The organism is Sphingobacterium sp. UBA7625 (assembly GCF_002484085.1).
Classification (GTDB): Bacteria; Bacteroidota; Bacteroidia; order Sphingobacteriales; family Sphingobacteriaceae; genus Sphingobacterium; species Sphingobacterium athyrii.
Genome location: NZ_DLJD01000028.1, coordinates 124816 through 147242, shown reverse-complemented (window position 1 = coordinate 147242; position 22427 = coordinate 124816). Strand labels below are relative to the sequence as shown.

Annotated in this window: 15 protein-coding genes and 1 tRNA gene; 9 read left to right on the top strand and 7 right to left on the bottom strand. The window is 40.5% G+C overall.

Going from position 1 to position 22427, the window contains the following annotated elements:
* The first annotated feature begins 51 nt into the window (after positions 1-51).
* Positions 52-1377 (top strand): MFS transporter, encoded by a 1326-nt coding sequence (locus B4G94_RS12415; RefSeq protein WP_165308471.1) that lies wholly within the window; start codon positions 52-54, stop codon positions 1375-1377.
* A gap of 171 nt (positions 1378-1548) precedes the next feature.
* On the opposite strand, the gene B4G94_RS12410 is transcribed toward B4G94_RS12415, so the two are convergent.
* Positions 1549-5505, bottom strand: coding sequence for a hybrid sensor histidine kinase/response regulator transcription factor (locus tag B4G94_RS12410; protein ID WP_286859184.1), 3957 nt, complete (start codon positions 5503-5505; stop codon positions 1549-1551).
* A gap of 436 nt (positions 5506-5941) precedes the next feature.
* On the opposite strand from B4G94_RS12410, the gene B4G94_RS12405 reads away from it, so the two are divergent.
* The 3 genes from B4G94_RS12405 to B4G94_RS12395 all read left to right on the top strand — a co-directional run bounded on the left by B4G94_RS12405 (position 5942) and on the right by B4G94_RS12395 (position 12989).
* Entirely contained in the window at positions 5942-8926 is a 2985-nt protein-coding gene (locus B4G94_RS12405; protein WP_286859182.1) for a SusC/RagA family TonB-linked outer membrane protein, read from the top strand.
* 41 nt (positions 8927-8967) lie between these two features.
* Positions 8968-10533 carry a RagB/SusD family nutrient uptake outer membrane protein gene (locus tag B4G94_RS12400; RefSeq protein WP_286859180.1) on the top strand — a complete coding sequence of 522 codons (1566 nt, stop codon included), beginning with the start codon at positions 8968-8970 and terminating at the stop codon, positions 10531-10533.
* A 584-nt stretch (positions 10534-11117) separates the two neighbouring features.
* Positions 11118-12989, top strand: coding sequence for a hypothetical protein (locus B4G94_RS12395; protein WP_286859178.1), 1872 nt, complete (start codon positions 11118-11120; stop codon positions 12987-12989).
* A gap of 95 nt (positions 12990-13084) precedes the next feature.
* On the opposite strand, the gene B4G94_RS12390 is transcribed toward B4G94_RS12395, so the two are convergent.
* Positions 13085-13158: transfer RNA gene (locus B4G94_RS12390), tRNA-Pro, on the bottom strand.
* Between the two features lie 232 nt (positions 13159-13390).
* Positions 13391-13954, bottom strand: coding sequence for a porin family protein (locus tag B4G94_RS12385; protein WP_286859176.1), 564 nt, complete (start codon positions 13952-13954; stop codon positions 13391-13393).
* Positions 13955-14286: 332 nt separating this feature from the next.
* On the opposite strand from B4G94_RS12385, the gene B4G94_RS12380 reads away from it, so the two are divergent.
* The 3 genes from B4G94_RS12380 to B4G94_RS12370 are packed head-to-tail and all read left to right on the top strand — an operon-like array spanning position 14287 to position 17689.
* On the top strand, positions 14287-14820 hold the full coding sequence (locus B4G94_RS12380; RefSeq protein WP_108635685.1) for an RNA polymerase sigma-70 factor: 534 nt from the start codon (positions 14287-14289) through the stop codon (positions 14818-14820).
* Entirely contained in the window at positions 14817-15947 is a 1131-nt protein-coding gene (locus B4G94_RS12375) for a FecR family protein (protein ID WP_286859175.1), read from the top strand. Before B4G94_RS12380 ends, B4G94_RS12375 begins: the two co-directional genes overlap by 4 nt.
* Positions 15948-15994: 47 nt before the next feature.
* Positions 15995-17689 (top strand): hypothetical protein, encoded by a 1695-nt coding sequence (locus tag B4G94_RS12370; RefSeq protein ID WP_286859174.1) that lies wholly within the window; start codon positions 15995-15997, stop codon positions 17687-17689.
* Between the two features lie 166 nt (positions 17690-17855).
* Here B4G94_RS12370 and B4G94_RS12365 read toward each other — a convergent pair whose 3' ends face one another.
* From B4G94_RS12365 to B4G94_RS12350, 4 genes are all read right to left on the bottom strand, one after another.
* Positions 17856-18308 (bottom strand): KTSC domain-containing protein, encoded by a 453-nt coding sequence (locus B4G94_RS12365; protein ID WP_108635688.1) that lies wholly within the window; start codon positions 18306-18308, stop codon positions 17856-17858.
* Positions 18309-18362: 54 nt separating this feature from the next.
* Positions 18363-18584: a VF530 family DNA-binding protein gene (locus B4G94_RS12360; RefSeq protein WP_108635689.1), complete on the bottom strand. Its 222-nt coding sequence runs from the start codon at positions 18582-18584 to the stop codon at positions 18363-18365.
* 86 nt (positions 18585-18670) lie between these two features.
* Positions 18671-19189, bottom strand: coding sequence for an NADPH-dependent FMN reductase (locus B4G94_RS12355; RefSeq protein ID WP_286859171.1), 519 nt, complete (start codon positions 19187-19189; stop codon positions 18671-18673).
* A 107-nt stretch (positions 19190-19296) separates the two neighbouring features.
* Positions 19297-20445, bottom strand: coding sequence for a hypothetical protein (locus tag B4G94_RS12350; RefSeq protein WP_286859170.1), 1149 nt, complete (start codon positions 20443-20445; stop codon positions 19297-19299).
* A 107-nt stretch (positions 20446-20552) separates the two neighbouring features.
* Here B4G94_RS12350 and B4G94_RS12345 point away from each other — a divergent pair, with 107 nt between their 5' ends.
* Together B4G94_RS12345 and B4G94_RS12340 are read left to right on the top strand one after the other, a co-directional pair.
* Positions 20553-21110 carry an RNA polymerase sigma factor gene (locus B4G94_RS12345; protein WP_165308461.1) on the top strand — a complete coding sequence of 186 codons (558 nt, stop codon included), beginning with the start codon at positions 20553-20555 and terminating at the stop codon, positions 21108-21110.
* Positions 21111-21293: 183 nt separating this feature from the next.
* On the top strand, positions 21294-22397 hold the full coding sequence (locus B4G94_RS12340; RefSeq protein ID WP_286859168.1) for a FecR family protein: 1104 nt from the start codon (positions 21294-21296) through the stop codon (positions 22395-22397).
* Positions 22398-22427: the final 30 nt, after the last annotated feature.

The following is a 22427-nucleotide window of genomic DNA, read 5'->3' as shown; positions in this document are numbered from 1 at the left end:
GGGATTAAATGATAATTAATTGTATTTTGTCTTAAATTTTGATAGCCTATTATGGGAAATAAACCTGAATTAAGCATTAGCCAGGTCGTCAATATGAGTTTTGGGTTTCTGGGGATACAAATGGGCTTTGCTTTGCAAAATGGCAATGCCTCCCGTATTCTACAGACTTTTGGTGCTGATGTGGAACACCTTTCGCTATTTTGGCTTGCGGCTCCGATTACGGGGATGATTGTACAGCCAATTATAGGGCATTATAGCGATCGAACCTGGAATAGATTGGGCCGTCGTCGACCCTATATTTTGGTGGGGGCGCTGTTGACCACTTTGACCTTATTTTTAATGCCCAATGCGGCATTGTTTACAACATTACTGGCGCCACTTTGGATAGGAGCAGGCTTACTGATGTTTATGGATGCGTCCATTAATGTAACGATGGAGCCCTTTAGGGCCTTGATCGGCGATAATCTCCCCAGCAGCCAGCGGAGTCTGGGTTTTTCGGTACAGACCTTTTTAATTGGTATTGGAGCTGTTTTGGGATCACTGCTTCCGTTTATACTGACGAAGTATTTTCATGTAGCGGGAACTTCCGAAGTTGGGCAGGTACCCAGCAATGTCATTTACTCCTTTTATTTGGGCGGTTTCGTACTACTGCTGACGGTGTTGTGGTCTGTGTTCAAAACGAAGGAGTATTCGCCGGGTGAACTCCAGAAATTTTCGGATACTATTGCAGCTGAACAGGAAGCAGCACCAAAATTTGGTTTGCGATCCATTGTTAGCGACATCGGTAAAATGCCAATGATTATGCGTAAGTTGGGTTGGGTGCAGTTTTTCTCCTGGTTTGCCCTCTTTATGATGTGGGTATACACAACTCCGGCGATTGCAGATTCGGTTTTTTACTTGCGCGAAGGCAATCGGCAGGATCTCTATATGGAGGCTGCCAACTGGGTAGGTGTGCTCTTCGGTATTTATAATGGGGTTTCGGCAATATATGCCTTGTTTATTCCGCGGATAGCCAAACGCTTCGGGCGTGGAAAAACGCATGCCCTCGGTCTTTCCATTGGCGGACTCTCTTTAATTTCATTGTTCCTGATCAAAGATGCTAATCTCCTGATCCTTCCCATGATCGGTATTGGTATCGCTTGGGGGAGTATTCTGGCGATGCCGTATGCAATTTTGAGCGATCATTTGCCGGCGGGTAAAATGGGGGTTTATATGGGACTTTTCAACTTCTTTATTACCCTGCCTCAGATCGTGTGTGGTTTTTTCGGAGGCATGATCATCAAATATTTTTTTCACAGCCAATCGATTTATGGATTATTGTTGGCCGGTGTATTTATGTTGCTGGCGGCATTTTTCGTTCCAAAAAGTAAACACTAAGGTCATTATCGTAGACGTATTGGATCTAGCCTACGTCTACGATTTTTTTCTTACTTCGCTCGAGGCCCTCAATTGGATTTTATTCGCTTCCTGAATCTATCCTGACCTTCTTTCGTTATCTTGGGCAGTTTTCTACGCCATCGGGATATTCATCTTAAAAACGAGTATCCATCACTTGCTGTTTTCAAGAATATAGCTGCTCGGTGACATGCCGTAATGTTTATGAAAGTCCCTTGAAAAATTGGATTGCACGGTATAGCCGACCATAGTGGACACCTGGGTAATGTTATATTCTTTTTTTGTGAGCAGTTCTGCCGCCTTTTTTAATCGTGAAATATTGATCAATTCATTGGGCGTTAAGTCAGAGAGCCCTTTGATTTTGCGGTAGAGGGTTGGACGGCTCATATGCATCAATTTGGCCAGTTCATCGACATTGAGGTCTATCGTTGAAATATTTTCGTAGATAACCGTATTGAGCTGGCTGATAAAGTCTTTGTCCGGTGCAGATACATTGATATCCATTAAATTGGAATTTGAAGAATTGGTGAAGTAATTCTTGATAATTTTGCGGTTCTTGAGGATATTGCGTATTTGTACCATCAGGAATTCAAGCGAAAAAGGTTTTTCAATATAGGCATCGGCACCATTTTTTAAACCTTGAATTTTTGAATCCAGTGCATTTTTTGCCGTAAGGAAAATCACGGGAATATGACTATACAGAATGTCCGTTTTGATGCGTTTGCATAAGGCGAGCCCATCCATAATAGGCATCATAATATCTGTCAGTACGAGTTGAACATTCTCTTGGTCTAATATTTCGAGTGCTTCGGCACCATTGCTGGCCCGTAGTATCGTATAGCTGGTTTTTAATTCTTTATTGAGGTAAGCCAGTATTTCTTTATTATCCTCGACGAGCAGAATCACTGGTTTTTCTTCCTCCTGTTCATCCAATTTATCATTCAACAGGTTATCATCGCTATCTTCCTGAAAAGATTTGATATCCAGCGATTGCTCCTGAAAAATTGGCAGAGAAAGAAGGAATATATTGCGGTTTTCCTCCAGATGTACAAGGGATAAGGTTCCTCGGTGCAATTCGACCAAAGAGCGGGATAGGGGAAGACCAATGCCAGTTCCCGTATCTTTATCGGATTCGTTTAACCGATAAAATGGTTCAAATATTTTTTCTCTCTTCTCAAAGGGAATGGGCTCACCGTCATTCTTAAACTCAATATTGAACATAATATCATCGCTATTAAAAGGAAGGAGCTTGACATGGACTTCTTCATCCGCATATTTGATTGCGTTGTGAATAAGGTTAGTAAAAATTTTTCGCAAAGCTTCTTCATCCACATAAGCAGTGAGGCTAATGCGTGGAAGGCTGAGGTCATAGTGCAGCTGTTTATCTTTCGCCAGATAATTTAGATCGTGGAATACTTCGGATAGCAAGGCGTTGATATCCGTTTTCGTAAAAATAAGACTCATATTGTTGGTTTCTGCTTTTCTAAAATCCAGTAATTGGTTGGTCAGGCGAATTAATCGCGCTGTATTTTTTTCAATCAGTGCGAGATCTTTAACCGTGTCGCGGTCGGTGAATTTTTGATTATTTATTATTTTCTCCAGGGGCATTTTGATCAACGTGAGTGGCGTACGGATTTCGTGGGCCAGGTTGGTAAAGAACTCCAGCTTGAGATTATAGATTTCCTGTTCTTTTTTTCGTTCATAGCTATCCATCTTTTGCGTATTGTTGGCCTTTAATAGCAAAAAATAATAGCGCAATACGAGCAGGGCAATCGTACCGAAGCTCAGAAAATAAAGTAAATAGGCCCAGCCTGACAACCACCAGGGAGGGGAAACGATGATAAGCAGTTTTTTTTCGGCCGGATTCCAGACACTGTTATTATTTGCGCCCCTGAACTTAAATGTATAAGTGCCCGGTGGGAGTTTATTGTAATAGATCTTTTGATTGCCAGTAATATCGGTCCAGTCTTTGTCATAGCCTTCCATGATATAACGATAGGGATTGCTTTTTGGGGACACAAAGCTCAAGGCTGCAATATTGAAACTGATATTGGAGTTATCGTAGGTGAGTTGGATCTCCTGTGATAGGGAGATGGACTGTTTCAGTATGCCATTTTCACGAACAGGTATGCTCACATTGTTAATCTGAATACCGCTGATGAATATAGGCGGAATAAAACTATTCTTAATGGATTTTGTGGGGTTGAAGCTGACCATTCCTTTGATGGTGCCAAAATATAAGGTCCCGTCGCTATCTTTAAAAGCTGAATTATAATTAAACTGATCTGCGGGAAGCCCGTCCCTTGATGTATAGATGACCCTCCGGGGAACACCCTCATCCAGTCTGACCAATCCACCACCGGTTGATATCCATATGCTCTTATTGTCGTCTTCCAGGACTTTGAATACTTGGTTTGACGGTAAGCCCGATTCGGTCAGATAGTTGGTGAAACGTCCATCACGTCGGTATTTTGAAAGCCCACTTTCAGTACAAAACCAGATGTTTTTTTTGCTGTCTTCAAATAAGCCATTCACGTAGTTATTGACGAGCGTATTTTGTTTGCCTTGCTCGGACAGTAAATGCTGTATCTGTCCCGAGCTGCGGTTATATTGATAGACCCCGCTGCCATAGGTATTGACCCAAAGTATGCCATATTCATCTTCATAAATACCCTGGATCCAAGCCGTAATGGGAAGGAGATCAAAACTGTCGCTTTTTTTGTTGTAGACGTATAATGCGCGGTCTGTCCCTACAAACATACTGTTGTCTTTGGACTTATAGATGCAGACGGCAAAGCTACTTTGTAAAGAACCCTTACCGATGCGGTCATAGTGTTTTTTTAATTTTCCGGTCTTTACGTCAAGTATATCAAGGCCATGTGTTGTGGAACCCACCCAGAGGTCATCGCCGATCGTGGCCAAGCCATGAACATTATTATGTGCAATACTTCCCTTTTTTCCATTGGCAACAAAATGTTGGATTTGCTGCGTCTGAGCATCTATTTTGTTCAGGCCTCCATCTTCTGTGCCTATCCAAAAATTTCCATATTTATCTTTGTTAATGTCGTGTACGATATTTCCTGATAAGGCTGATTTCCCAAATCCGGATAAGTATTTTTTGAAATTGTCGAATTGGTTGCTGTATTGATTAAAGCCGCCGAAAAATGTTCCGAACCAGATGTTGTCTTCGCGGTCCCGATAGAAATTCAAAACAGCGTTGTCCGATATGGCGAATGGATTGAGCAGATCTTTTTTGATATGTTGGCTTCGACCTGTGTGAATATCATACGTATATATTCCGGTCTCTGTTCCGATCCAGTAGACCGACTCTGTTTGTTGAATAATGCAATTCGCCTGAATGACTTTGTTGGGGTAATGGCTGGCGAATAGATTTTTTAGCGTTCCGTTTTTAAAATCAAATAAATAAGCTGAATTGATGGTGCCGACCATCAGCAGCGAGTCGTTAATGGCATAGACGGTCTTGGTATTGGACAGTGCTTTCCGATCTGTTTTTTTGAGCGCTATTTGAACAAATTTGCCCGTGTTGACTTGATACCGTTCGATCGTACTGTTATTGTCTGTTGTCCACAGGCCGCCTTTTTTGCTGCTGGTAATGGCCACCAAGGTATTTTTGTTTTGGTCGAATGAGACGATCTCTGTCGTGTAAGGATTATATCGATAGAGTTTTCCATTGGAAAGCAACCAGATAAAACCGGCGTATTCATGTATCGCATTTACTTCACCTATCGGTATACCCTTAAATGGTCTGAAATTTTCTTTAACGGGATCGTAACAATAGGTCCCCCATGTCGTTCCGACCCATAAGATACCTTGGCTGTCGGTAAGGATGCTTAATATGGATGAACTCCCGATACTTGTTGAATCCGAAGCGCTGTGCCGAAACACCTTAAATTGATTGCCGTCAAAACGATTAAGGCCATTCCTTGTCCCTAACCATAGAAAGCCCTGTACATCCTGAGTAATACACTTAACAGAACTATTGGAGAGACCATCGTGGGTTTGATAATTTTTGAAATAGAGCGATTGAGCCCGTAAGTTAGTCCATACGAGTAGCAGGCATAGGATAGGTATAAAGGTTATTCCGCGCAAAATTTATAATATCTATATAAAAATAGTCAATTAAAAGATAAAAAAGAGTTTTGTTGATACGCTTTGATATAAAATTGAGACGCTGTGATTGGAATTACAGTAGGGATTTGGCGATTTTTATAGTACAATAAATAACCAAAAATAAACGTATGCCTTGCCCTAAAATTATGACAGCAAATTGCTGTATTCTTATTTTCCAGCGCGTTACTTGTTCATCTCTTGCCCTGATGCGAGCATCAGCGGGGAGTTTGTTTTTTACGACAGTTTTCAGGTCTCAGAATAGGTATTTGTATGCAGACTCAACGACAGTCGCACGAAGGTGTCCGTAGATCTCAGTCTATATTTTGTACTGTAAACATTGAAATCACTTCACACTATTTGAGCGAGAGATCGCCCAGAAATAATGAATCAATTAAACCAATCAATTTAAACGCGTATGAAAAACAAACTACTTGCGCAATGTTTCATGATACCGACTTTAATGCTTGTTACTTTTGTAGCAGCAGCCCAGACTCGGATCTTGAAAGGAAAGGTCGTGGATGAGACCCAAAGTCCATTGACGGGCGCCACGATCAAAGTAAAGGGAACGAACACGGCAACAACGACGGATCCTGAAGGATCCTTTTTGTTGAATATTTCAAATGATGCCAAATTCCTTGAAGTATCGTATATCGGTTACGCACTGAAAGAGGTTCCCATTGCCGGAAATGACATGACGATTGCTCTTGAACCCAGTACAGATCAGGGGCTCGAAGAGGTTGTTGTCATTGGTTATGGTACCGCGAGAAAAAAGGATCTGACCGGCTCTATGGTGACCATCGGAGCAAAGAATTTCAATAAGGGCATTATGACCAGCCCCGATCAATTGATCCAGGGAAAGACACCTGGCGTAATGGTTATTAACAACACTGGGCAACCCGGCGGATCGACAACTGTACGGATCCGTGGTAATTCGTCTATTCGCGCGAGCAATAATCCGCTATTTGTTCTGGATGGCGTGCCAATGTCAGGTAATTCGCCATTGCCGGAAGGCAGAGGCGGGTTCTCTTCGGATAGAGGTAATCCATTAACCTATTTGAATCCGGGTGATATTGCGAGCATGGATATTCTAAAAGATGCATCCGCTACAGCTATCTATGGTTCACGTGGGGCAAATGGGGTTGTCATCATTACTACGAAAAAGGGAAAAGTAGGCTCTCCAGAAGTTTCTGTTGGTGCATCGGGAGGTGTATCTTCCATGCGTGAATATCCAGATGTACTGAATGCGGCAAGATTTAGAGAAGCATTGAAATACTACACACCATCTGATGCTACTAATGCCGATTTTGGAGGCAATGAGGATGCGTTTAAGGCGATTACACAAAAAGCAATCACACAAAATTATTATGCTGACGTGGCCGGAGGAACCGAGCATGGGAAATATCGCCTATCTGGTGGTTATCTAAATCAGAACGGTATTATTCGGGGTTCACAATTGAAAAAATATACGGCTAATTTTACAGGCAACTTCCGTTTCTTGGAGAACAAGCGATTGGGACTTGATTTTGCGGTATTCTTGACTCAAATGGATAATAAATATGCACCGATCAATGCAATGGTTGGTTCGGAAGGTAATGTTATTTCGCAAGCTTTGCAGTGGAACCCGACCAGACCTTTACGTGATGAACAAGGTAATCTGACTTTTGTCAGTACAACGACACGTAATCCATTGACAAGTATTGAAGCATTCAAAGATATAGCGACCACCAATACCATGGTGGTTAACTTAGCACCCTATTATAAAATTACCGATGACCTGGAATACCGATTCATCTATAGTGCGATGCGTCAGACAGGTAATCGTCAGGGAATGTATCGCGCGGGACTGATTGATCCGTCCACAAATAAAGATGAGCAAGCTTTTATTTCCAATAATGGCGAAACCAATTTGCAGATGACGCATATGCTCTCTTACAACAAACAAATTAACGAAGATTGGAGCGTGAATGCAGTCGCTGGTTATGAGTACCTAGATTACAAATTCAATAATAATATTATGTTCGGTCGAGGTTTTAGTTACATGGGACTAGATTATTTCGATTACATGCAATATTCCACGGCGGCATTAAGAGAGGTAGCTTCTTACAGAAGCCCGACCAACCAATTACAATCGCTATTTTTACGTGGAGGTTTTAACTATTTGAATCGTTATTTATTGACAGCAACAGTCAGACGGGATGGATCGACCAAATTTGGTTCCAATAACAAATATGCAGTATTTCCATCTCTTGCAGTCGCATGGAATGTCGCTGAAGAACAATTCTTAAAATCCAGCGGCATTTTTGATCAATTAAAAGTAAGATTGGGCTGGGGAAAAACAGGTAATCAAGAATTCCCTTCCGGAGCTTCACAGGACCGCTTGGTTTTTGGAAACCAAAGCATTAGTCAGGCAAACTATGGTAATCCGGATTTGAAATGGGAAACCTCCACCACCATAAATGCGGGTATCGATTTTGGTATCCTGGGCAACCGCCTCTATGGCTCGATCGATTACTTTAATAAGAAGACCACGGATGCGCTATTTGAGCAAACTTTAGCACAGCCAGCACCCGCAGGTAGGATTTGGGTGAATCTAGGCGGTGAGATCGTTAATAAAGGGGTAGAAGTAGCTTTGACGGGTACAATCGTTAAAAATGACAATTGGAATTGGGATTTAACCGGAAATGCGACATTTCTAAAAAATAGCGTCAGTGGCCTGATTGGTTATTATCAGACCGGAGCACTTAGAGGACAAGGCTTTTCGGGGGTATTGGGACAACGGATGGTAAATGATCAGCCGTTGAATGTTTGGTATTTAGCCGATTATCAAGGGATTGATCCACAGACAGGCATGAGCATGTACCGTGGTTTAGATGGTAGTATTTCTTCTAAAAATGATCCGGCGATGAACAAGTTTTATATGAACAGCCCGAATCCAACAACTTTACTAGGTATTTCGACAAATGTAAGCTATAAACAGTTCTCTTTGGCGGCTAATATGAATGGTGCTTTTGGCCACTATTTATTCAATAATACAGCTGCGACCACATTAGGGTTAAGTAATTTATCATCGCGAAATATTGGTTCGGCCTTCTTTGATACCTCAGTAAAAGAATCCACATCCAATTCAGCATCAGCTTCTACCCGGTATCTTGAAAAAGGTGATTATCTAAAGATGGCTAACCTCACATTGAGTTATAAAGTGGGAAATGTTGGGAAAACACTTAAAGATCTGAGTATTTCACTGACCGGACAGAATTTGTTTATCATTACCAAATATACGGGATTTGATCCTGAAGTAAATACGGATGGTGCAACAAATGGAATTCCGTCACTAGGTATAGAGTATTTGCCTTATCCGCCGGCTCGAAATATTCTATTGGGAGTCAATTTCTCATTATAAGCACATTGATAAGTTATTGGGCTACATTAAAAAAAACAAAGATGAAATTAAAGACTTTATTATATATAACAATTGCAGGTTCTATTGTGACAAGCACATTCTCCTGCACAAAGCTGAAAGAAGAGTTTAATGGAGAACTGGGCGAAGGCAATACCAACGTCGAAGCAGGGGGCCTACTTGTTACAGCTTATACCTCTTTAAACACACCTTATCAGCAAGATCAGCGCTGGGTAATGCAGGAGATATCAACGGATGCTGCAATAGCGCCTACGCGTGGGGGCGACTGGGATGACAATGGGATGCACAGGGCAATTCACCTCCATACATGGAATGCTGATAACGGCTATATGAATGATACTTACGTGAGCTTGGGAACAGCAATTTACAATGCCAGCAATGTTTTGCGCTATAAGCCTAGTGCCCAGCAAGCTGCTGAAGCGAAATTTATCCGTGCGTTGGCAATGTTTGATATTTTGGATCTATATGGTGTGGTGCCTATCCGTGAAGGAGAAGCGATGGATGATTTTAGAATAGCGCCCGAGGTTTTACAGCCGCAGGCGGCCATAGATTATATCATCAAAGATCTAAATGAAATCATGGCAAGCCTTCCTAATAAAGGGCCCGCCTTTATTGCGAATAAAAATGCTGCAAGAACTTTGTTGATGAAAATCTACCTGAATAAGGGAGCGTTTTTGAATAGACAGACACCTACTTTTGCAGCGGAGGATATGAACAAGGTAATTGCGCTTTCAAAAGAAATCAGAACAAGCGGCTCATACAGTGTGTCGCCCGCAGGTAAGTACTTTGATAACTTTGCGCCGGACAATGACCTGAAATCAACGGAGAATATTTTTACGCTGTTTAATAAAAATGGAGAAAGAGGTGGTAATGTTGATCGTACGTGGAATACTATTGCCCACTATAATATGAGACCCGGGGGCTGGAATGGCTGGTGTACGTTGTCAGATTATTATAATAAGTTTGCGGCGTCTGATGAAAGAAGAGGGATATATTATGACTATCCTTCGGATACTACAGAAAATAGAACCCAGTCTTATCATCGTCAAAACGTAGGTTTTTTTGCGGGACAGCAATATGACTGGAAAACAAATCAACCTTTGAAGGCCAGAAATCCTGGAACTGCACCGCTGGTTTTTACTCCAGAAGTAACCATTCGGACGTCGGGAGCTACCTTAGAAACAGCAGGTATAAGACCTATGAAATATGCATTTGATTATGCTGTTACTGGCCAACGCAATAATGACTGGGTGGTTTACCGCTATTCTGACGTGTTGTTAATGGAAGCCGAAGCCATGCTCAGAGGGGGAACCGGAGGTGCGTCAGAAGCGCTCAACTTGGTTAATAGTATCCGCACAAATCGAGGTGTTGCAGCGTTTACAGCCCTAACTTTGGACAATCTATTGGATGAACGCGCACGGGAACTGTATTGGGAGGGCTGGCGAAGACAGGATCTGATCCGATTTGGTAAATTTTTGCAGGCTTGGCAAGAAAAAGAAGCTGATCCGGATCCAAAAACGCTTGTCTATGCATTACCTAGTCAACAGATAGCAGTTAACCCCAACCTGAAGCAAAATCCGGGTTATTAATAAAGAATAGCTCAAGCTATAGCAGAAAATGCAGCTTGACTGATTTTATATCGAAGGTATTTAGATTGTAGGAATTTCCCCCTATAATCTAAATACCTTTTTTCTTTAGATAGACAGATGAATGGCTCACCATGGTGTGGTTCGGGATTCCGTCGTGCTATAGTTAGGACTCCTTCGGGCCATAGTCGCCCCTGATTCTCCATGAGAACGCCATGAATCCGTACTGAGTCCGTGATGAGTCCGAGTTAAACACGGACTCATGGTTTAAGCAAGAGGGTCTTATCCCGCATATACCTGCACTAGGGGGCGAAGAAGGGGTATCGCAGGCCCGAAGCAGACTCGAATCAATGCCGAAAGGCTGTATTATATGGACTATGTTTATATGAGCCATTTATAAAACAGGTATGTGTTTTATTGTAACAGCGTATTGGCCAGCGTTGATCCGGCACATTTATTTCGAGCAAGACCAGCGTATGTTTTAATTCTCTTTGTCGTTGATTGCTATAAAAGCAGGGAGATTTTACCGTATTTTATATTCAATAAAAAAGGTGTAAATTGAATTAATTATACAAGAGATGAAATAAATGGTAAGAATGATCTTTAGGCAGCTCTATTTGGTATTGTTGATCATGGCATTTTGCCAATGCCATGGCAATAGCAATACGGTAGCAAATCGTGAAAAACATATGTCAAGAGTGGATACGTTGGAAAAAGTGGAATCTGTTACGGGGCAGTTCAAGTCGAATAATCAGGTTATTCAATTAAGTGATGCAATGGAAAAGTTACTTTTTGTGCTTAATAAAGGTGACATCTATCTTCCTGAAAGCGGTTTTTTCTTACACTTGAGTCAGGTAGACGCCAAACGGCTGGGGACAGCATATATTTTATTGATTCCCCTTTTTCCCGATAGAGAAAACTTATTTTTCACCTATGACCAGGATTTTACGTTTGAGATAGTCCCTATGCCAGGCATGGAAAATTGTTATTATACAAAGAATGTTACGTTTTTCAATGCACATAATAAAGACAAGATATCGTCAGAAAATGACCGTTATCCAGCTACTATTTTTAACCAGCCTACATTAAAAGATACCATCGAATGGTCGATTTTTTCTGATTATCGCGACCTGCGCCATGTACCACAGTGGATAGATCATTTAGACAATAATCAGCAGGTTATCGTTCACTATGTAGGCTGCGCTGAAACAACTGATGGAGGGTATGCCATACATGATTACAGACCTACTACAGTGGCTGACCTTGCGAGAAAAAGGTTGAATGATGTCAGTAATCAGATGGGATCTTTGGGCGTACCGGAGGCCGAGGCTTCGCAGCAGGAATGGAAAACCTGGTTAGATAAGGTAATCAGTCTTAATCCTAAAGATCAGTTCCCAAAAGGAGGGGCAAAAGTATGGACGAAGACTTTTCAGGAGAACACCAATGGGCTATTTGCCTTAGATGAAACAAAGGGCAAGATCATCCGCTTGCACCCACAGCCAGATTACCTGAATTTTAAGGATCAGCAGCTGTTGTCTATCAATCCGGTAGACAGTAGTATACAGGTCGGTAAAATTGCTTCTCCACAACAACCAAATGCCGCGGAATTCTTTGATTTTAGGGTTGAAAATGGAACGCTATTCAGCATCAATAAGCTATTTCAATGGGGGCAATATAGCGCGGAACCAAGCAATGAAATGACCACATTTTATAAAGAACGGGCTTCCAAAAAGTTGTTGCCAATGGTACGGGATATGATTATTGATCATACTTATATGACTCCGGAGCATAGTTATATCCTTTATCATAAGGACCGGACCGTAAATTATGAAATATTATGTATCAACAGTAGGACAGGGACAATAATAGCGCAAAAAACAGTAGACAGGTTGTTGGCTGAAGCGCATATTGCCAAAGGAAAAATCGAGTATCTACCCTTCGCAACAATGAATAACACTTCCCCGGACTTTCCGTTGCTGTTTAAATTAAACGAAGTCATCTATCACCTATCGCTCAATGCTAAATTGATAGCTGTTGAAACAGTGAAGCTGCCCGCTAATTTACCATGGCACCCCAGTTATCTGTCTGCTGATAAACGGTCGTTTTATTTTGATAAAGCTGATAACGAACTATGGTTTTATCCTATCGGTCAAAAAGAGTCCATACCATCGATCAAACTACAGGACCATCTTTTTGATCGGTATATCATGCTTCCAGATGGGGATAATTTTCGTTTCTTTTATGAATATGGAGACACATTCACGCATGGCATAAAGACGGTTTTAATCAATGGTTCTACATTTAGGCAAGAGGGAGAAGCTGAGCTTGTTTATTCTTATGTGCCATTGGAAACGGAATCCAGTGACAATACGCCCAATAATTTAAGAGCTTTTAAAATCGGAAAGAAATGGATAGTTACTTTTATGTTGGAACAGAAACTGATTGTGGCCGAAATTTGATTTACAAAAGGATCCGTTTGAATCTAGGGTTGAATCCCAGACTATAAAAAGAAAGACCACTTCATGCTTAAAATGAAGTGAACTTTCTTTTTCTGTCGGGATGGCCGGATTTGAACCGACGACCTCCAGCACCCCATGCTGGCGCGATACCGGGCTACGCTACATCCCGAAATATTCCAATACGAATGTGCAGGATAATCCTAAACTCGTTTTTTAAAGAATAGTTTTTTGGTAGCGCTAAAATAATAATTATTGACAAAAAATAAAATCTAATTGAAAAAAAATGGGATGTCCGACTTTTTGACATCCCATTTTTTTAAACTTTATTTGTATTCCCCCTGCATGCTCTTTCCAAATATTCAATCGTCGGGGGATGCATTTTTTTGTTTAATGAGCATTGTCTAAAACTTATAGCCGACCATAATGCCAACAGTTTTGTTCTTAGCGTCTAAAGTTTTGTCCACACTCGTAAATCCATGACTGTAATAAGCGTCTACGGTAAAGCGACTGACATCGATTCCAATTCCGGCTCTGCCGTCAAGAGAGAATTTCTTATAATCTGTAGCCGCACTGGATTTGACGGTTTTTAGATCATAGTTTAATTGTGGTCCTAATAAACCGCGAAGGCTGAAATCACCGTTTTCTAAAAATTTATAGCCAACTTGCAGGGGAAGATTGACCTGGTAAAATTTAGGTGTCTTCTGAGTATTTTCAAAAGTATATTCCTTTCGCAATAAACTGGCGCCAATGCCGGGTTGAAAGAAGATGCGATCCCCGACACGTGCAAATGCAGCGACAGAAACGCCTACTTTGCCATTATTGTCTTTAACAGATTTGTTTCCAAATGATGACATGTGATAGTTGCTTCCTACCTGTATACCATAGGTCACTTCCTGTGCTTGTGCCGTACCTGTTATTCCTAAGACTGTCAATGCCAATAAGGCCGCTTTGAAGGTTGTTTTCATGTTTGATATTATTTTTCGTTATCTATTTTCTAATGCACTTTTATCTTATGACAACGGAAAATCAGTATACCCTTAGAAAAAAAACATTTTTCTATTTTTAGATAATTAACTTTAGCACCGATCTGGGATAAAGGGGGCATCTTCGCAATTTAAAAGGTGACAGGACAAATTGGCCAAAGGCCCTTAATTTAGTGGGCATGACAATCATATATAGGATTGTGCAATAGACCGTTATTTTATGTGAAAAAAAATAAAAAAATAATAAGGGTAATAACTACTTCTGTTGTCTTAGTAATAAAGTAGATTGTTTAATCAATATGGTAGAGTAACCAATGTCGGAAAATAAAGAAAAGAATTTCGAGCGGCTTTTTCGAGCGCATTACAAGGAATTGCATCGTTATGCTTTTAGATATCTAGGGGATAGTGATGGGGCCGAAGAGGTCGTACAGCAAGTATTTCTACGATTATGGGAGAAAGACTGGGAGGAGCAGATTCATACTTCGCTGAAAGCATACCTATACCGTGCTATCTATAATGAAAGCATGAATGTCCTTAAGAAGGAACAGCGGAAGTTTAAATATCAGTCTTATGAACAGCATAGGCAGGAGTTGGAGCCGGCTGTAGATGAGAGCAGCAAGGATCTGGATGATAAATTAAGGGTCGCCTTGGCCGAACTGCCCGAAAAAAGCAGGACTGTATTCGAATTGAGCCGTTTTCAGGAAATGAAATACAAGGATATTGCAACAACATTGGATCTGTCCATAAAAACAGTAGAAGGGCACATGAGCAAGGCTTTGCGTCACTTACGCGTCGAACTTATGGATTATTTGACATTGATTATTTTCTATCTTATCTATATGTTATGAATAAGGAATTACTGGAAAGATATATCGTTGGGGAAACCAATGAAGTAGAGAATAATTTAGTACAGCGCTGGTTGGAGGAAGATCCTGACAACAGAGCAGAATACCTAAAAGTGAAAAATGTATTTCTATCTTATCTATACGCTATGAATAAGGAATTACTAGAAAGACATATGGTCGGGGAAACGAATGAAGCTGAGCGTATGATCGTAGAGGAATGGTTGGAAAAAGATGCTAATAATAGGGAGGCATATTTGCAAATGAAAAAGTTATGGGATAGCTTGCCTAAACCCCTGGAGGTTCCAGAAGTGGATGTGGATAAGGCTTGGATGGATTTTAAAATTGTTAGGGACAGAAGAGCATTGGAATCGACTGAAACCCCAAAAAGAAAAACAAAAGTGATCCAATGGAACTGGTGGGCCGCGGCGAGCATTTTGTTGGTCTGCATGGTGGGATTCTATGTGTTTGATCGTTCACAGCGGAAGGAAATGCACCTTGTGAGCCAAGAAGCCGTACGTCAGGATGCATTGCCCGACGGATCTATAGTCACGCTCAATAAGAATACTGAACTGGCCTATTCCAGCACATGGAGTAATAAATACAGAAATGTGGAATTAAAAAAAGGAGAGGTGTTTTTTCGGGTGCAAAAAGATAAAAAACATCCCTTTGTGATCGCGACAGGCAATACGCATATAACAGTGTTGGGTACAAGTTTTAATGTGCGTCGCATTCCCAATGCAACGGAGGTCATCGTCGCCACGGGATTGGTCAAAGTGGCCTATGCAGATAAAGAGATTTTCCTACGGCCCGATCAGATGCTTACGATTAGAGATACAGATACCATGAAAGTTGAAAAGAAGCCTGTTCAAGATAAATTCTATAAATATTATGTAGACCGTGAGTTTAATTTTGAAAATACACCTTTAAAAAGGGTTACTGAGGTGCTTAGTCAAGCATACGACTATAAAGTTATGATCGGTGATCCTACTCTTGAAAAAATACCATATACTGCCGAATTTAAACAAAATAGCTTGGCAGAAATACTTAAGGTAATGGCAAAAAGCCTCGACTTAAAGGTCGAAGTGCGGGATAAAGAAATTCACTTAACAAGAATTCACTTAACAAGATAATCAAAAGCGATAACATGTTTTCGAAACAAAATTGTACAGATAGCATCATGATACTATTTTTTATAAAGCGAATCAGGTTTTATATCCTCTTCTCTCTGTTATGCTCCTTTCACTGGGGGCTAGCACAGCAAAAGCTCGCTGCGGAAATTCAAATGCCCGCTTTCTCAAAAACTACTGTCGGCGAAGTCTTTCAGCTGCTGAAAGAGCGGCAGGATGTGCTCTTTTCCTTTAATGGAAATATATTACAGATGGATAGTGTCATCTATCCCAGGGCATATAGGGGAAATTTATACGATTATCTCGATGGGATTTTGGGTAAGGAATATAGCTTTAAGGAATTAGGCAAACATATTATCGTTCAATATACGCCGCAACGGATGTCGGTTGATTTTGAAGTACAGACCCCGAGGAAAGATAAGGTTGTGATCACGGGGTATATCAAAAATATCCGAACCAATAACCCGATTTCCAATGCCAGTATTTTTGACAGAAGCGCGTTGCTATCTACGTTGACAGATAAGAATGGTTATTTTGAATTGGATGTCAAGAAAAAAAGTAATCTGATCGCCGTTAATGTGAGCAAGGAGATGTTTCGGGATACAAGTGTAATGGTTATTTTCCCTATTGAAGCACAGATAGGTGACAAAAAGAAACGTGAGTATGGTTATTTTGAAGGCTATGAGGAAGATCATGGCCTTTATCGCTCATTTTTTGGAAGGGTCTTTTTGTCTCCTGCCCAACAGATACAGAGCATGAATCTCGGTGGTATGTTTTTGTATAGTCCTTATCAAATATCTATGACACCGGGATTAAGCTCACATGGTTTTATTCGGTCACAGATTGTCAATAAGTTTTCATTAAATATCATCGGCGGTGCAACCGCCGGGGTGAGTGGCGTTGAGCTCGGCGGAGTATTCAATATCAACCAATATAATATGCAAGGGTTCCAGGTGGCCGGGGTATTTAATACTGTCGGCGGTAATGTAGGTGGAGTACAGTTAGCGGGGGTAGGTAATCGGGTTTTTGGAACCGTTAAAGGTGTCCAGATTGGCGGGGTATTGAATAAGGTTGATACGGTAAGGGGCATACAGATTGCTGGTGTTGCTAATACCGCAAAGGAAGCTACCAGAACAACCCAATTAGCGGGTGTATTAAACAATAGCAGCGGAAATGTGGGCATCCAAATAGCGGGGATTGCAAATAAGGCAAAAAAAGTAAGGGGATTTCAACTGGCCGGAATTGTTAATATTGCTGATAGTAGTGATTACCCGATCGGTCTATTAAATCTAATCAAAAACGGAGAAAAAAGTCTTTCGTTGGCAATAGACGAGAATCGGTACCTTGGACTGCAGTTTCGTTCGGGAGGCAGGGTACTTTATAGTGTGTTATCTGTCGGTGCAGCTCTTGTTGATGATGGACCTTCTAAATATGCTTTTGAAGTAGGTCTGGGGGCAGTTCTGCTGAACACTTCTAAGTTTGCGCTTCGCACGGAAATTACGACACGTAATCATCTGACTGATAAATTTAAATTGTTGGATAATCACCAGTCTTCTTTCCGTATTATACCAGCTTATAAATTAACTGAAACCCTGTCCATTTTTGTAGCACCAAGTTTCAACTATGCTGAACGGGATGAAGACACTATTTCTGGGACCGGTACCCGTTGGAAAACCTGGGGAAGAGACCGCACCAGAAATACGTTCTACGGTGGCGGTATCGCCGGGCTAATGTTAAAATTATAATTTAATTAAAACTATTTTGGGTATACAAGTGTTATACAGATAGCTTTTAAACATTTAACATTTTACATAAGCGCCCTTGTTGTATCAACAAAGGGCGCTTATGCTTTAACGGATATATCGTCTATATACGAGTATGTATAATGACCGTTTGAAATTTACGTTTTAACTAGACAACAACCGTGGCTGTTTTCAGTACATTCCGGTATGGGTAAGAATGAAAAACATGTCTACGTGCAAATCGTCCTAAAGAATCAGCATTGACAAATTTTACATAATCATTTCGTTGGACGCCAAAGTATTCATATTGACTGCCATCCTGGAAGGTGATTGTCAATATTTGGGCCTTCCAGTCGATATCCTGAATAACCGAATTCGTAATAGTTTCTGTATAGATCGGTAATTGTTGTTCAATAGTTTCCGGGCAGATACTGACCAAAAAATGATAAGCTTCAATCATTTCTACACTCTTTTCTTCAGCAGCCAAACGACCTTCTTCGTCATTGACAAATTTATCCGGATGACATTCTTTCATAATCGTCCGATAGGTGGATTTGAGCGTCTTGAGATCCGCTGATTTATCCACATTTAACAACTTTCGGTAGTCGGCAATTTTTTTCATGGCGGCAAAGATATGCTTAATAATCAGATTATTTGTATTATCAGGGAAATAAGATTATTTTTTACCCAGGGTTTTGACATAGAGCTGTTCAACCTTCTCACGCGCCCAAGGTGTTTTCCGTAGAAAAGTTAATGAGGATTTTATGCTCGGATTTTCATTGAAACATCGGATGGCTATCCTTTGCCCGAGTTCTTCCCACCCATAATAGTCGACCAGATACTCAATGATGGTATCTAATCGTTTTCCATGTAATGGATTATTGACTTGTTCTTGCATGTTGTAAAGTTAGCAATCTTTGTATATTTTAAATGACTTTTTATTGCATTTCCATAGCAAGTAGATGGATTCAACAATATTTTCTATTAGATTTTCTTGAGCTGTTCGGCAAGTTTATCAATCTGTTGCTCAAGTTTTTCGTCCCAAATATTTCCCGTCGCGTCGAGTTTGCCTTTTATTCCCTGGACAAGCAGGTTTCTCTCGGGGTCAAGCTGTGCTCCAAGTCCCTGCATGATGCGTTGCAATTCGGCATGGCCCGTCTCTCCTTGCGCTGACGCGGTAATAATGCTGACAGGCTTGTCGGTAAAAATAGTCGTCGCAGCGCACCACTCAAGCAGGTTTTTTAACCCACTGGGAATGCTGAAAATGTACTCTGGACTGCTGATCAATACCAGATCTGCATCCTGAATAACCTGACGTAAGGCAATGATTTCTATTGGTGGACGGGACGTGCTTTCCTCAGGATCGAAATGAGGCAGCTCTTTTAGACGGTCAAAGACAATCAGCTTCACCTCTGGATTTACCTTATGTTGAAGATGCCTTATGAGCTGGTGATTGGACGAATGTTCACTTGCACTACCTATTATCGCGAAAATGGTTTTCATTGAATATATTTACTTGTTGGACGCTAAGGCCCTGATTGTTTAATGTATAATTTTCAGTACCGGAGCTCAGTTGTGCCCTATAAGATTTTGAAACCGCTAATTTACGATTATAGATCCACACGATTGACATAGTTTTTAGCCTGAATGTAATTTTTTCGTTCCAGAAAAAATAGCAATACGGTAGGATATAGCGTGAAAAGATGACTACTATCGAAACTGTTTTCATGTCCCTTTAATAGAACCTCACAAATAATCATCACTAAAACTAACAGAAATAGGTTGAGTATGATAATGACTCTTAAGTCCCTTTTTCTTGAAAATTGATATTGGATGAAACTGGGATAATCTATCGTCATAAAGGCAAGCTGGCTGAGTAGAAAGGTTACTGTGCCAATAAGAAAAAAGATACTCTGATTGGTATAAGATTGCATGATTAATGATTCTAATACGATAAAATCTTTCCGGAAATAGAAAAAGGATACCGTTCCAAGTATGATGAAAAGAAATAGTCTGTACCCATTTTTTTCGAGCTGGATCAGGTTGGTCAGTTTATTTAATGTATCAAATAATTTGCAGATGATCGCTGTAATAACGAGGCAAACAATACTGTTGATTTGAAAGGTGCCAAAAAGTCCAATAATATTGTCATCTTGGTCTGTCTGCAAATAAGCTTTTCGGATCAGAAGAAAAAGACAGTAAATAAGATTATAAATCGTCGCATAGAAAGAGATACGCTGTAACAATAAAAGCTTTCGGTCTTTCTTATGGCGTTCATCTGGAATTTCCGTCATTTCGACAGCAGAAATATTGGAAGGGGCGACTAGATTGGGTTGTCGTGAACCTTGATCTTGGTCTGTTTTATTTATGGACTGTGAAGACGTTGTTTGGAACTTGGAAAGAGCTGCTGGTTGTTCAGCGTCTTTCGGATTCAGCGAAACCACACTGTTTTCGTCAATTTTGGGATCAACAATTTCGGTATCTATGATCTCTTCTTTTTCGGAACGAAATTTTTGCGGTGTAAAATAGATGATAGTCTTACGGAGCAAAAAGATAATGATAGCGATCCATGCCAAAGCAAAGAGCGTCAAAAATACCCATTTTATCATTAATAAACGGATACATAAGTAAAGTATTGGTGTGATTAAATAAGCTAAAATACCTTTTGGACGCATCTTCCGATGGTCTTTAAGCCACTTCAACACATAGAAGTTCAATACAATACAGATAAATAAGGTAATTATAATCTCAGACCACATACAGATAACTATACCTAAAGATAAAAACTTTTTCCTTTTACGGATTAAGTTTATACTTTTGGAAATAAGGACTTATATTAGCTTTAATACGGATTATATGCTTTGTTATGAGAAATAAAATGGGGTACCGCCTGTTGTGGGAGCGTATTCGTACGGGTGACGAGGGAGCATTTTTTGATCTTTATGCGGCACTCTATCAGGAGCTTGTTAATTTTGGAATCCGCACCTGTGGTGACAGCGACCTGGCAAGTGAAGCAACTGATCAGGTTTTTGTCAAGATCTGGGAAACAAGGGCACAGCTTGAACGCGTTGAAAACGTACAGTCCTATCTTATTACCTTTCTAAAAAGACGTATTCTTCGTCTGATCGAAAAGCAGCATAAAATTAATACGGCACTTCAAAACGTCAAAGCAGAGGATGAATGGATCGAGATGCCTTACGAAGAATTTGTGATCAAAGTACAAACCAATGAGATTATTCAGATCCGTTTAAAAGAAGCATTGGAGAAGCTGTCTTTTCGCCAGAAACAATTGGTCAATCTGAAGTTTTTTGAAGGCTATTCTTATGAGAAGATCTCAGAAATCACGCAGATGTCTGTCAAAACCGCTTACAATACGCTTTATGATGCATTGAAAATCTTGCGGGAGGAACTAAAGGATATTTAATACGATCGCCTACGGGGGTTGACAGATGTAAAGCATTAAAGGATTGTCGGATTGAATTTTGCTGGTTTTAGTGTAGTTTTTCTGAAAAATAAAATACTTATAATGAGGTTGTTATAAAATATTTCATTTTTTTCTTAGGAAAAAAACTGCTTTCAGGGCACTATAGGTTAAATACCCATTAGAATGAGCCAAAAAGATTATAAACAGTTAGAGGATTTTTTGATTGACGATACTTTTCAGAAGTATTGCTCCGGAGAGGATAAAAACTGTATCCTTTACTGGCAACAATACAGCTTAAATCATCCCGAGCAGGCTGAAATGATCTTAAAAGCAAAACGTCTTTACCAAATATTGGTCGGAAACCGAAAATCCGTCCATGAGCAGTTGGAAAGATTGAAAACTGATCTTCAAAATGCTCCCATTGAATCTTCACCTATCCGTCGAATAGCATGGCAAAGATGGGCTGCTATTGCTGCGGTATTCGTCGCTTTAGTGGCGGGCGGAATATGGTATTATACAGTTCCGACACGAGATATTGTCCCTCAGGAGCTGACCGATATTGGTCAGGTTTACCAGACACAGAAGGGTGAGAAAAAGACTTTTGAGTTAATTGACGGTAGTACTGTCACTTTAAACTCTGCGAGTAAATTGGAGGTATCTTCGGATTTTAACCATGAATTGCGCCTCGTGAAATTAGTTGGTGAAGGCTATTTTCAGGTCGCGAAGAATAAAGAAAAACCATTTATGGTGCAGGCTTCTGATTTTGATATCAAAGTTTTGGGAACAACCTTCAATGTGAAAAGTTATCCCGAAGAACCAACAGCCGAAGCCGTATTGGTAGAGGGATCTATTGAGATGAAAAGCAAAGGGCAGCGCGAGAATTCCGTTGTCATTAAGCCAAATCAAAAAATTACGATATTCAAAAATCAGGCTGCGCTTTTAGTTAATTCATCTCAGGGAGATAAACCAACCCTAAGTAAGTTGCCCATTAAGGAAATTGCCATCGAAAATATCCCCGTAGTGGAGTCAGATGCCACCGAAATACCTGATATCGCCTGGAAGGAAAATAGATTAGAAATTGTGGACCAAGATTTCGAAACTTTACGGCGCACGCTGGAGCGTTGGTATGACGTGGATATTCAGCTTCAAAGTGACCAGTTAAAGCAATATCGCTTCACGGCAACCTTTAGCAAAGAAAACATTACTCAGGTACTGAGTGCTTTACAAAAAGTCGAACCTTTTAAATTTGAATTATATGGGAAAAAAATAACTATCTCAGAAAAATAAAAAGGATGGTGGACCAACACCATCCTTCAT

What these genes read in the sequence shown, in the direction of transcription:
- B4G94_RS12365 (WP_108635688.1), bottom strand. Translation starts at nt 18,308, where the DNA reads ATGAAAAAAATTGCCGACTACCGAAAGTTGTTAAATGTGGATAAATCA.
- B4G94_RS12405 (WP_286859182.1), top strand. Translation starts at nt 5,942, where the DNA reads ATGAAAAACAAACTACTTGCGCAATGTTTCATGATACCGACTTTAATG.
- B4G94_RS12350 (WP_286859170.1), bottom strand. Translation starts at nt 20,445, where the DNA reads ATGTGGTCTGAGATTATAATTACCTTATTTATCTGTATTGTATTGAAC.
- B4G94_RS12340 (WP_286859168.1), top strand. Translation starts at nt 21,294, where the DNA reads ATGAGCCAAAAAGATTATAAACAGTTAGAGGATTTTTTGATTGACGAT.
- B4G94_RS12370 (WP_286859174.1), top strand. Translation starts at nt 15,995, where the DNA reads ATGATACTATTTTTTATAAAGCGAATCAGGTTTTATATCCTCTTCTCT.
- B4G94_RS12385 (WP_286859176.1), bottom strand. Translation starts at nt 13,954, where the DNA reads ATGAAAACAACCTTCAAAGCGGCCTTATTGGCATTGACAGTCTTAGGA.
- B4G94_RS12395 (WP_286859178.1), top strand. Translation starts at nt 11,118, where the DNA reads ATGGTAAGAATGATCTTTAGGCAGCTCTATTTGGTATTGTTGATCATG.
- B4G94_RS12375 (WP_286859175.1), top strand. Translation starts at nt 14,817, where the DNA reads ATGAATAAGGAATTACTGGAAAGATATATCGTTGGGGAAACCAATGAA.
- B4G94_RS12355 (WP_286859171.1), bottom strand. Translation starts at nt 19,189, where the DNA reads ATGAAAACCATTTTCGCGATAATAGGTAGTGCAAGTGAACATTCGTCC.
- B4G94_RS12415 (WP_165308471.1), top strand. Translation starts at nt 52, where the DNA reads ATGGGAAATAAACCTGAATTAAGCATTAGCCAGGTCGTCAATATGAGT.
- B4G94_RS12360 (WP_108635689.1), bottom strand. Translation starts at nt 18,584, where the DNA reads ATGCAAGAACAAGTCAATAATCCATTACATGGAAAACGATTAGATACC.
- B4G94_RS12380 (WP_108635685.1), top strand. Translation starts at nt 14,287, where the DNA reads ATGTCGGAAAATAAAGAAAAGAATTTCGAGCGGCTTTTTCGAGCGCAT.
- B4G94_RS12400 (WP_286859180.1), top strand. Translation starts at nt 8,968, where the DNA reads ATGAAATTAAAGACTTTATTATATATAACAATTGCAGGTTCTATTGTG.
- B4G94_RS12345 (WP_165308461.1), top strand. Translation starts at nt 20,553, where the DNA reads ATGAGAAATAAAATGGGGTACCGCCTGTTGTGGGAGCGTATTCGTACG.